Below are 11,175 nucleotides of genomic sequence, written 5' to 3'. Positions count from 1 at the left end.
GGCTGCACCACTTAAATAAAATCAGTAATCTCGAATCGCTTCAAAAGCTTGGCGAAGTTTTAGACTGCTTTTTTCACCCGGTGAAGTTTCCACTCCGGAGTTAAGGTCTAGCCCTAAGCAGCCAAGCGCCGCGGCTTGTTTGGCATTCTCTGGGGAAATACCGCCCGCGAGCATAATACCGTGAGTATCCGTCACTAATTGCCAATCAAATTGCTGACCAGTCCCGCCGCACTGGTTGCCGACTTTGCTATCAAGCAGGTGACGGTTAACGTTGTTTTCAAGCAGCGTTGGAAGTGTGTCATTCACACCATAGGCTTTCCAAACCTCAATTTCTTCACCCAGAGTGGTTTTAAGCTGGTTAACGTATTGTTGATCTTCATTGCCATGCAGCTGAACCGCATAAAGGTTAAGCGCGGTAGCGATGGTAGTAACGTCCTCCACGGAATGATCTTTGAACACACCAACGTATTTAAGAGGCGCCCCACTCATGGTCGTACGTGCCGTTTGTACATCGATATAGCGAGGGGATTTTTCAACAAAAATTAGCCCACCAAATACGCTGCCTGCTTGATACGCGCGTGCGGCGTTTTCAGGGCTGGTTAATCCACAGACTTTGTTTTCACCCAGCAGAACGCGGCGTACGGCAAGTTCGAGGTTATCCTCTGACATCAATGAGCTACCAATCAAGAAGCCATTTGCATACTGGCTAAGATCACGTACTTGCTGGTGGGTATAGATGCCAGATTCAGAAATCAGTGTCACGTGCGGCAATCTGGCGCGTAGTTTCGGAGCAAGCGCTTTCGTTCGGTTGAGGTCTGTGCTCAGATCACGTAAATCACGGTTGTTGATACCAATGACTCTTGCACCTAGCTCGACCGCTCGCTCAAGTTCTTGTTCGTTGCTGACCTCGGTTAACACGCCCATATTGAGAGAGTGTGCGACTTCGGCAAGCGTTTTGTATTGGGCATCATCAAGGACAGACAGCATCAGTAAGATTGCATCGGCTTGATAATAACGTGCCAAAAACACTTGGTATTCGTCGACCATAAAGTCTTTACACAGAATCGGCTGGGTGACTTGGCGACGTATTTGAGGCAAAAATTCCAGATTGCCTTGAAAGTATTTTTCGTCAGTGAGTACTGAAATGGCACTCGCGTGGTTATTGTAAACTGAAGCGATATAGTCCAGATCAAAGTCGTCACGAATCAGGCCCTTAGAAGGCGATGCTTTTTTACATTCAAGAATAAATGCGGTTTGTGGTGTCGATAAGGCATCATAAAAGCTGCGATTGGACAAGGTCAGTTCACATTGAAACGATTCTAACGGCTGAGCTTGTTTGCGTTGCTCTAACCAGAGGTGCTTATCTCGAACAATTTTTGCGAGTACCTCAGCCATTTGGCTCTCTTTTAATGACACGTGTTCGGATAATTGCGTCATGTCTTAACCTCTATCTGCTAATTGTTTGACAAGCTCAAACGCTTTGCCTGAGTTCATTACGTTAAAGGCTTTGGTTGTATTGGCTTTGAGATCTTCATGACCAAATAGACGCATTAATAGCGCAACGTTGGCCGCCACCGCGCTGACCTGTGCGGGGGTTCCCGTGCCGGTCAAAATCGCTTGGGTGATCTTGCGGTTTTGTGCCGGTGTTCCGCCTTTAATCGCTTCTAGCGCATAGCTGTCTAAACCAAAGTCTTCCGGTGTTAGCGTGTACTCTACAATAACGCCATCTCGAATTTCCGCAACGTGTGTTTCACCATGAATGGCAACTTCGTCTAAGCCACTGCCGTGAACCACCGCAGCACGTTTCATACCCAACTTGAGCATGGTTTCCGCGATCGGCTTAATTAGCTCTGGCGCGTACACACCCATTAGTTCGATATTGGGCCGGGCGGGATTAATCAAAGGACCAAGAATATTGAAGATAGTGCGAGTTTTTAATGTTTGACGTACGGGCATAGCATGACGAAACCCACCGTGATACTGAGGCGCAAATAAGAAAGCGACACCTAAATCATCGATTGCTTTGCGAGTATCTTCTGGGCTCATGGCGAGGTTAATCCCAAAGGAGTCCAATAAATCCGATGACCCTGATTTACTGGAAACACTACGGTTACCGTGTTTGGCGATTTTTAGCCCACACGCGGCAGCAACAAAGGCTGCTGTCGTTGAAATGTTGATGGTATCGTGGCCATCACCGCCAGTGCCGACGATATCGGCAAAGTCATAATCTGGACGAGGAAATGGACTGGCATTTTTGACAAGTGCGCCGACCGCTCCGGCGATTTCATCGGGTGTCTCTCCTTTAATTTTAAGAGCGGTGAGGGCCGCAGACATTAAAATCGGGTCAAGATCGCCACGAATGATCTCGTCAAACAGTTGATGACTTTCTTGTTCACTCAGCGCTTGTTGTGCGTACAGCTTATTGATGATGTTTTCCATTGCAGTATCCTCTTAAATTCCGTTTAAACTGTCTGTGCTTCAAGCGCCCAGTCGATGGCGTTGGTCAGTAACTTCGCGCCATAAGTGGTCATGATCGACTCTGGGTGAAACTGAAAACCGCACACTTTATCTTGCTCATTAACAACCGACATGACCAATCCGTCGACTTCGGCAGTCACGGTCAATGTTGACGGTACTTCCACTGCAACCAACGAGTGGTAACGCGCAATCGCCATCGGAGAAGGAAGTGTCTGATAAACCGGATGATCTTGATGTGCCATCATCGACACTTTGCCATGAACGATATCTCCGGCACCAGCCACTTTACCGCCATAGGCCTCGACAATTGCTTGGTGGCCGAGGCAGATACCGATAATCGGCACTTTACCTTTCATATTGGTTAACAGCTGTGGCATACAGCCTGCGTGAGCTGGCTCCCCAGGCCCGGGCGAGAGAACCAGTACCGGATTTTCGAGTTCAGTAATCGCCTGCTCAATCACGCCGCTTTCAATGCTATTTCGATAAATTTTAACCTGATGGCCTAATGAACGGAATTGGTCAACCAAGTTATAAGTAAATGAGTCAAAGTTGTCGATAAATACGATGTCAGCCATGATCTACTCTCCTAAGCTTGATGCGCTGATAAAATGGCGGAAATCACCGCTTGAGCTTTGCCGCGTGTTTCATCGGCTTCGGCTTGAGGGTCTGAATCAAAGACAACACCAGCGCCAGCTTGAACATGAGCAACGCCTTGTTCAACATAGGCGGAGCGAATGACGATACAGGTATCTAAACTGCCTTCACCGGTTAAATAACCAACCGCGCCACCATAACTGCCACGGCGTGTTTTTTCGACATCGCGAATCAATTGCATGGCACGAATTTTTGGTGCGCCAGTGAGTGTGCCCATATTCATGCACGCCTGATATGCATGGAGACAATCAAGGTCACCTCGCAGTTGACCGACAACGCGCGACACTAAATGCATCACGTGGCTATAGCGGTCGACTTTAAGTAGGTCGGCAACGTGTCGAGAGCCGGGCTCTGCAATGCGGGCTACATCATTACGCGCAAGGTCGACCAGCATCATGTGCTCAGCATTTTCTTTTTTGTCGCAACGCAGCTCGAGTTCAATACGGCTGTCGAGGTCAAAGTCAATGTTACCGTCGGCTAACTTACCACGTCCGCGAGTGCCAGCAATGGGATAAATTTCTATTTGATTACTGGTTGTTTCGTATTTCAGTGCGCTTTCTGGAGACGCACCAAACAAGGTAAAGAACTCATCTTGAAGGTAAAACATGTACGGGCTTGGGTTACTCTGTTTTAGCTTTTGATAAGCCACCAGTGGTGAAGGACATGGCAGTGTGAAACGGCGAGACGGCACCACTTGGAAAATATCGCCTTTAACCACGTAGTCTTTCAAGTCAGTGACGATATCGCAAAAATCAGCGTCGGAGATGTTGGTTTGCAGTTCAACGTTGGCGAGCTTTTGGGCTTCGGGTACATCTGTGGGCGCCGAGCAAACATGCTCAATATCCGTTAGACGTGTCGCTAACTGAGCTTTGGTTTCATCACTGTGAGCAAAAAGCGTGGCTTGCAGTTCGCAGCGTTCGGTCTGGTGATCAACAATTAACAAGGTTTCTGCAACATAAAACACATAGTCTGGGCAGGCGGTGTCACTGTTTGCATCACCAAGAGGTTCGAAGTTTGCGACCATATCGTAGGCAAATAGACCTCCTAAAAAGACGGCGTATTCGTCTAGCCCGGTTAAATCAAAGCTGTGCTGAACTAAACGAAGCGCGTCAAACGCCGAAGCCTCGCGCAAGCGACTGTCTTCGTCTACGTGACGATCAGGAGCAGGAAAGGTCAGTGTCAGCGATGAGGACGTGTGTTCAACACTTACGACCTGTGTGACGTTGTGTTTGATGGTGTCCAGCAGTTGGCGGCCGTTATCAGTCAATGCGGTGAGGGTGACAACATTACCGTAACAGACAATACGAACTGCCGAGTCAATGATCATCAAGCTTTTCAAATTCTGTTTCGATTCGATTTCTGCCGACTCAAGCAGTAAGCAATCGGTTTTGTTCTCACACAGCGAATGGAACAGATGGGTAGGGTCGGGGGCGTAAGGTACGGTCGAATGCAGCAGTTCAATCGTGTCACGGTGTTTGATTTCAATGGCCTTATTCACAAAGACCTCCTTAATTTAAATTCGTTGACCACATAGTTGCATAATATGGGAAGGATCCAAATCAGCAAATCGTCAGATTTATGATTGTCATGTGGCTGTGGAGAAACAAAAAAGCCCGCTAGAGTGAGCGGGCTTCGTAGAAACGAGGTGTTACTTAGAAGTACACGGTAGCCCACCAAGACTGTGTCCAAGTGCGCCACCAATTCAGTTCTGAAGACGAATTTAGCGGTTTCGCTTTCTGATTGTGGTTAAATTCTTGTAACATGGTGAACCCTAGTTTCGATGAATCGTATTTGTGTACTAGTTAACTAGTTCATGACGCCGAAGTCAAGCCTTAAATTAAAAATATCATGAGAATAGATTTACACAGTCATACCACCGCTTCAGACGGTCGGCTAACGCCGCCACAGCTCATCGATCGAGCATTAAGTTTTGACATCGAAGTACTGGCGATCACCGACCACGATAATACGGATGCACTTGCGCCTGCTAAGGCGTATATTGATGCCAATCTCCTGCCTATCCAACTGATTAACGGTATTGAAATGTCGACCGTATGGCAAAATAAGGACATTCATATCGTTGGGCTAAATATTGACCCCAATAGTGAGGTGCTTCAACAGCGTATTGAAGCGCAAAAACGCTATCGTCAAGAACGTGCAGAATTGATCGCGCACCGATTGCAAAAAGTGACGCGCGAGGGCGTTTTTGAGGAAGTTCAGGCCATCGCTGGCGAGGCGCCGATTACGCGTGCCCATTTTGCTAAGTGGTTAGTGGAAAATGAATACGCAAAAACCATGCAGCAGGTATTTAAGAAATACTTAACGCGCAATAATCCAGGCTATGTGCCACCTAACTGGTGTTCAATGCAAGAAGCCATCGAGGCCATTCATCAAGCGGGAGGGCAAGCGGTGCTCGCGCATCCGGGACGTTATAACTTGACCGCAAAATGGTTAAAAAGGCTGCTCGCTGCATTTGTGGAAGCGGGTGGGGATGCGATGGAAGTCGCTCAACCACAACAAGCTCAACAAGAAAGGCGCAACCTTGCTGATTATGCTATACAATACAAACTATTAGCGTCGCAAGGCAGCGACTTTCATTATCCCTCACCATGGATGGAGCTGGGGCGGAATTTATGGCTGCCTGCGGGGGTGGAACCAGTTTGGAAAGATTGGTCTTTCCCACACCCTAGCGCGCAATTGGATTAATGTAGAGTCGTGAGACTCAATAATGAGGAACTACCATGAGCCAGTTTTTTTATGTTCACCCAGAGAACCCTCAGGCTCGCTTGATCAACCAAGCGGTTGCGATCATTCGAAACGGCGGTGTTGTTGTTTATCCGACTGACTCCGGTTATGCACTTGGATGTCAGCTTGAAAACAAACACGCGCTAGAGCGTATTTGTCAGATTCGTCGTTTAGACGAAAAACACAACTTCACGCTGTTGTGCCGTGATTTATCTGAGCTTTCTCTTTATGCTCGGGTTGACAATACTGCATTTCGTTTACTGAAAAACCATACGCCTGGCGCTTATACCTTTATCTTTAAAGGAACGAAAGAAGTGCCGAGACGTTTGATGAATGCAAAACGTAAAACGATAGGTATTCGTGTGCCTGATAATCGTATTGCCTTGGACTTGTTAGAAGCGCTTGGAGAGCCGCTGATGTCAACCTCACTCATTTTGCCGGGGAGTGATATTACTGAGTCTGATCCTGAGGATATTCGTGATAAGTTGGAACACGCGGTTGATGTGATCTTGAACGGCGGATACCTAGGTGAACAGCCAACCACAGTGGTGGATTTCAGTGAGGGTGAGCCCGTGATTGCGCGTCTTGGTGCTGGTGATCCAAGCGTATTTGAATAGCGGAAAGGTGGTGCTTTTGCGCCCAAAATTTGGCATACTACTCGGCTGCGAAATTGCAGTCGCCAATTAACGCCATTTTTCGGCATGCAACGACGTCTGAGAAGACGACATATAGGTAAATAGTAAATCAATGAACGAAAAGTTACAGAAGGTATTAGCACGTGCTGGTCATGGCTCTCGCCGTGAACTGGAAGCGCTTATCAAAGCCGGACGCGTGAGCGTCAATGGTGTGGTCGCTAAATTGGGCGAACGCTTAGAAGATGATAGCGCGATCGTTCGTATTGACGGTCATACTGTGTCTGTCAAAGCGCAAGAAGAAGTGATCTGCCGTGTCCTCGCGTACTACAAACCTGAGGGCGAGCTTTGTACCCGTCACGACCCAGAAGGTCGTCGCACTGTTTTTGACCGCCTACCTAAAATTAAAGGCTCTCGCTGGATCTCTGTGGGTCGCTTAGATGCGAACACGTCCGGTCTTTTGCTGTTTACCACCGATGGTGAATTAGCTAACCGCCTTATGCACCCAAGCCGCCAAGTCGAACGTGAATATTTGGTTCGAGTATTTGGTGAAGTGGATGAACAAAAAGTTCGTAATCTGGTTCGCGGCGTTGAATTGGAAGACGGTTTAGCGCGCTTTGAAGATGTTGTTTACGCGGGCGGTGAGGGGATGAACCACACTTTCTACGTAGTCATCAATGAAGGTCGTAACCGCGAAGTTCGTCGCTTATGGGAATCGCAAGATTGTACCGTAAGCCGTCTAAAACGTGTTCGTTACGGGGATATTTTCCTCGATAAGAAATTACCACGTGGTGGATGGATGGAGCTTAGTCTTAAAGACGTCAACTACCTGCGTGATTTGGTTGAGTTGCGTCCAGAGAAAGAGACGCTTTTGGATACCAATAAAGCCAATACTTCACGTAAACGTGAGCGCTCTAAGAGCCAAAAAATTCGCCGCGCCGTGAAGCGTCATGAAGAGCGAATTACCAATCCTCCTAAAGGCCGAGCCAACACGAAACGTCGCCGTTAAGATGATTCATGTTTAATAAAAAAGCCCGCTTAATGCGGGCTTTTTGCTGTTATGCCAGTGTTTGAGTGAGCTGATAGTACCGTCCTTGCTGCTCAGTCAATGTTTGATGACTTCCAAACTCAACGATTTCACCTTGTTCAATTAAGCAAATTGCATCCATCTGCTCAAGGTTGACTAAACGATGGGTAATAAACAGCACGGTTTTACCCACAAAGTGCTGCTCAAACAACGTCATTATCTGCTGCTCTGTCTGCTTATCCAGACCCTCCGTAGGCTCATCAAGCAGCAAAATTGGTGCATTATGTAACAGTGCTCGTGCGATCCCAATACGGCGCTTTTCACCGCCCGATAACTGTCTGCCACCGTCACCCAACCAAGCATCTAACCCAGGTTGTTCAAGCAGTTTTTCTAATCCGACTTGTGTCAGTATTGACGTTAGTTCGGCATCATTCGCTTGTGGCTTGGCCATTAATAGATTGTCTCGCAGTGTGCCATTGAGAATATCAACGCGTTGGCTGACCACACTGATGGCCTGACGTAATTGACTTTCGCTCCATTGAGTCAGAGGTTTACCAGCAAGACGGATTTCGCCGTGTTGTGGATCCCAGTAGCGCGTCAGCAACTGCATTAAGGTGGATTTTCCTGAGCCTGTTTGACCAAGAATTGCGACTTTTTGCTGCGCAGCAATGGTGAGATCGATATGGTCAAGGACGGCTGGTTGTTGCGCGTCGTAGCGAAAGCTTACATCACTAAATTCAATGCTGTATTCACCACTGTGTGCAACAGGCTCTGTTGGGAACTGAACCTCAGGTTCTGACAGAATCACCTCATTTAGGCGTCGTGCAGACGTGAGGGTTTGCCCTAAGTACTGGAAAGCGCCTGCAATGGGCATCAAGAGTTCAAAACTTGCCATGGTGGCGAAGGCCATCATCGCGACAAACGGATCGGGCTGTTGGCCGCCAACGCCATCAGCGGCTAACCACATCACCAGAACTAATGTCCAGCCGTTAACCAACATAAGTAAACCTTGGGCTAAACCACCGAAATGCGCATTGATATACTGATTCTTTAGCAGCTTCTCCTGTGCATCATCAATGGCTTGACGATACTTAGGTTCTGCGCCAAACAGCGTAAGTTCGGTATGGCCTTGCAACCAATCGAGCGCGGTAATTCGAAAATGGGCGCGGTTTTCTGTGAGCTCTCGACCGTTATTCTTACCGAGTTTGTAAAACAGCACCGGCCAAGTTAAGAGCATAAACAACAAGATACCACCTAAGGTTAGCCCTAACTTAAGATCAAACCAAGCGACAAACCCAGTTAACCCGATAATGCCTAAGGTGCCGACGATAATTGGGCTTATCAGTCGTAAATAGACATGATCCATTGCATCAATATCCGCAATAAGGCGATTGAGAAGATCCGCATCACGAATGCCAGATACTCGCCCTGGAATTAACGGCGCCAATTTTTGAAAAAAGAAAATACGCAGGTCGGTCAACAGTTTAAAGGTCGCATTGTGGCTTACCACGCGTTCTCCCCAGCGACCTGCAGTTCTGCCCATAGCAAACCCACGAACGAACGCACCCGGCAACATATAGTTGAAGGTTTCACGAGCGACGCTTAACGCAGCCACTGCCGCAGCCGATAAGAACCAACCTGAAAGCGTAAGTAGGCCAATCGATGCAAATAGGGTTAATAAGGCGAGTACCATGCCAAGAGTTAAACCAAACCAATGTTTTTTATAGAGTTTTAAATAAGGGAGTAAATCACGCATCGAGGTTCCCCTTGTCTGTTTGCTGACGGTGACTTGAATGCAGCATGTCTTGGAATAAGCCCGACTGTTTAGAAAGTGTTTCAAATCCACCTTGCTGCACAATGCTACCTTGGCTCATGACCAAAATTTGCTCGACATCTTTAAGCGGGCTCAGTTGGTGAGTCACCATTAAAGTGGTGCGTCCTTGAATTTGCTCGGTGAGTCCGGCCATGACGAGTCGTTCACTTCGAGCGTCTAAACTGGCTGTCGGTTCATCTAATAGCCAAAATGCGCCGTTCTGCAGCATTGCACGGGCAAGAGCGAGACGCTGGGCTTGCCCAACAGAAAGGCCGCCAGAACGATCAGAAACAGCGTAGTCAAGGCCATGATTATCAACGAATTCATCTGCATAGGCATCTTTCAACACTTTAGCGATATGTTCATCACTGATGTTTTGCTTACCCATGGTGATATTGTCACGAATACTGCCGTGAAGCAGCAGCGGATTTTGTCCTACCCAGCTAATATGCTGTCGCCATTGAGTTAAGTCGAGTTGGGAGCGTTCAATACCGTTAATTTTTAGGCTACCTTGATAGGGAAGGAAGCCGAGAAGGGCATTAATCAAGCTGGTTTTTCCGGCACCGCTCGGGCCTACTAGCGCGGTGGTTTGGGCGGCATGGATAACAAAGGATAGTGGTCCAGCAAGTTTATCACCTTCAGCGCTAAACACTTCCAAATCCTTGGCTTCAATGGTGACCGTATCTCCCTTCACTTGTTCAGTGCCTGAGCGTACTTTACTGACATCCTGATTTAGGAATTCAACGATGCTTTCGGCTGAACCGATAGCCTGTTGTTTTGCATGATAATAAGTACCTAAGTCACGCAGTGGTTGGTAGAACTCTGGTGCCAGAATTAAAATAAACAGCCCGGCAAATAACGTCACACCGGCTCCGTAATAGCCGAAGTCGAGCTCTCCAATAAAGCTAAAACCAAAATAAACGGCGGTAATCGCGATAGAAATTGAAGTGAAAAACTCAAGAACAGCGGAGGATAGAAACGCAATACGTAACACGTCCATCGTCCGGCTACGGAAAACTTCAGATGCGCTTTTCATCACATCGGTTTCCGCTTGCGTTTGGTCAAACAGACGAATGGTGGTCATCGATTGTAAGCGATCGTAAAAGTGTCCCGATAAACGCTGCAAAGCTTTAAAGTTCTTTTTATTCGCGTCAGCCGCTTTCATACCGACAAAAGCCATAAACAGTGGCACGAGCGGGGCCGTGAATAAAAAGATCAATCCAGCCGCCCAGTTTACAGGAAAAACAACCACGAGAATGACGAATGGAATCAGTACGGATAACGACATTTGCGGTAAATATTTCGCGAAAAAGTCGTGCATTTCTTCAACTTGCTCTAATAGCAGCGTTGCCCAAGCACCGGCGGGTTTGCCTTTGATATAGGCCGGGCCAAGCTCGCGCAGTTTATGAAGAATCTGTTCGCGAATATACAGGCGAATTTCTTTTCCGCAATGGAAGCCGGCGATTTCACGTCCCCATGAGCATAAGGCTCGAGCGAGAATGATGGCGATTAAACCAAAAAATTGAGGAAGTAACTGGTACTTGTCGACTTGTTCGATGATTACTTGATGAAGAATTGAAGCTAGTAGCGCGGCTTGACCAAGCAAAAACAAGCTTGATAAAACCCCTAAGCCAATAGCGAGCATGAGCCAGCGCTTTGCTAGCTTACTCTGCTGCTTAAGCCACAGATTCAAGCTTTTGCGTTTTTTCTTATCCATTTTGAAGGCTTATTGATAATTGTTATGGCTGATGAGCGAGGCATTATACAAAAGAAAGCCCAGCGGGAATACCCGCTGGGCTAGATCGTTTTGATGATGCTTGGCGAAC

Annotated in this window: 10 protein-coding genes and 1 other annotated feature; of the genes, 3 read left to right on the top strand and 7 right to left on the bottom strand. The window is 47.5% G+C overall.

Annotation, left to right across the window (positions count from 1 at the left end; translation table 11 throughout):
- Window positions 1-21: 21 nt before the first annotated feature.
- From trpCF to M1D72_RS15850, 5 genes are all read right to left on the bottom strand, one after another.
- Entirely contained in the window at window positions 22-1,437 is a 1,416-nt protein-coding gene (gene trpCF / locus M1D72_RS15870; protein ID WP_456295821.1) for a bifunctional indole-3-glycerol-phosphate synthase TrpC/phosphoribosylanthranilate isomerase TrpF, read from the bottom strand.
- Window positions 1,438-1,440: 3 nt separating this feature from the next.
- Window positions 1,441-2,439 carry an anthranilate phosphoribosyltransferase gene (gene trpD / locus M1D72_RS15865; RefSeq protein ID WP_456295820.1) on the bottom strand — a complete coding sequence of 333 codons (999 nt, stop codon included), beginning with the start codon at window positions 2,437-2,439 and terminating at the stop codon, window positions 1,441-1,443.
- 23 nt (window positions 2,440-2,462) lie between these two features.
- A complete protein-coding gene (locus tag M1D72_RS15860) occupies window positions 2,463-3,053 on the bottom strand; it encodes an aminodeoxychorismate/anthranilate synthase component II (RefSeq protein ID WP_456295819.1) in 591 nt (196 codons plus the stop codon).
- 11 nt (window positions 3,054-3,064) lie between these two features.
- On the bottom strand, window positions 3,065-4,630 hold the full coding sequence (locus M1D72_RS15855; protein WP_456295818.1) for an anthranilate synthase component 1: 1,566 nt from the start codon (window positions 4,628-4,630) through the stop codon (window positions 3,065-3,067).
- 105 nt (window positions 4,631-4,735) lie between these two features.
- Window positions 4,736-4,838 (bottom strand) — a sequence feature (Trp leader region).
- Window positions 4,785-4,895, bottom strand: coding sequence for a Trp operon leader peptide (locus tag M1D72_RS15850; protein ID WP_390189523.1), 111 nt, complete (start codon window positions 4,893-4,895; stop codon window positions 4,785-4,787). Its footprint overlaps the feature before it by 54 nt.
- Before the next feature lie 85 nt (window positions 4,896-4,980).
- On the opposite strand from M1D72_RS15850, the gene rnm reads away from it, so the two are divergent.
- The 3 genes from rnm to rluB all read left to right on the top strand — a co-directional run bounded on the left by rnm (window position 4,981) and on the right by rluB (window position 7,518).
- Window positions 4,981-5,838 carry an RNase RNM gene (gene rnm, locus M1D72_RS15845; protein WP_456295817.1) on the top strand — a complete coding sequence of 286 codons (858 nt, stop codon included), beginning with the start codon at window positions 4,981-4,983 and terminating at the stop codon, window positions 5,836-5,838.
- 35 nt (window positions 5,839-5,873) lie between these two features.
- Window positions 5,874-6,494 (top strand): L-threonylcarbamoyladenylate synthase, encoded by a 621-nt coding sequence (locus tag M1D72_RS15840; protein ID WP_456295816.1) that lies wholly within the window; start codon window positions 5,874-5,876, stop codon window positions 6,492-6,494.
- A 130-nt stretch (window positions 6,495-6,624) separates the two neighbouring features.
- On the top strand, window positions 6,625-7,518 hold the full coding sequence (gene rluB / locus M1D72_RS15835) for a 23S rRNA pseudouridine(2605) synthase RluB (protein WP_456295815.1): 894 nt from the start codon (window positions 6,625-6,627) through the stop codon (window positions 7,516-7,518).
- 49 nt (window positions 7,519-7,567) lie between these two features.
- Here rluB and cydC read toward each other — a convergent pair whose 3' ends face one another.
- Both cydC and cydD read right to left on the bottom strand, forming a co-directional pair.
- The gene (gene cydC, locus M1D72_RS15830) at window positions 7,568-9,292 is read right to left on the bottom strand and encodes a heme ABC transporter ATP-binding protein/permease CydC (protein WP_456295814.1); all 1,725 of its coding nucleotides are present in this window, start codon (window positions 9,290-9,292) and stop codon (window positions 7,568-7,570) included.
- Window positions 9,285-11,066, bottom strand: coding sequence for a heme ABC transporter permease/ATP-binding protein CydD (gene cydD / locus M1D72_RS15825; RefSeq protein WP_456295813.1), 1,782 nt, complete (start codon window positions 11,064-11,066; stop codon window positions 9,285-9,287). The genes cydC and cydD overlap by 8 nt, the downstream gene beginning before the upstream one ends.
- Window positions 11,067-11,175: the final 109 nt, after the last annotated feature.

Source organism: Vibrio sp. AK197 (assembly GCF_053903115.1).
This window is presented reverse-complemented; position numbering and strand designations above follow the sequence as displayed.

Coding starts and splice junctions, on each gene's coding strand:
- rluB (WP_456295815.1), top strand. CDS start 6,625: ATGAACGAAAAGTTACAGAAGGTATTAGCACGTGCTGGTCATGGCTCT.
- cydC (WP_456295814.1), bottom strand. CDS start 9,292: ATGCGTGATTTACTCCCTTATTTAAAACTCTATAAAAAACATTGGTTT.
- rnm (WP_456295817.1), top strand. CDS start 4,981: ATGAGAATAGATTTACACAGTCATACCACCGCTTCAGACGGTCGGCTA.
- cydD (WP_456295813.1), bottom strand. CDS start 11,066: ATGGATAAGAAAAAACGCAAAAGCTTGAATCTGTGGCTTAAGCAGCAG.
- trpCF (WP_456295821.1), bottom strand. CDS start 1,437: ATGACGCAATTATCCGAACACGTGTCATTAAAAGAGAGCCAAATGGCT.
- trpD (WP_456295820.1), bottom strand. CDS start 2,439: ATGGAAAACATCATCAATAAGCTGTACGCACAACAAGCGCTGAGTGAA.
- M1D72_RS15860 (WP_456295819.1), bottom strand. CDS start 3,053: ATGGCTGACATCGTATTTATCGACAACTTTGACTCATTTACTTATAAC.
- M1D72_RS15840 (WP_456295816.1), top strand. CDS start 5,874: ATGAGCCAGTTTTTTTATGTTCACCCAGAGAACCCTCAGGCTCGCTTG.
- M1D72_RS15850 (WP_390189523.1), bottom strand. CDS start 4,895: ATGTTACAAGAATTTAACCACAATCAGAAAGCGAAACCGCTAAATTCG.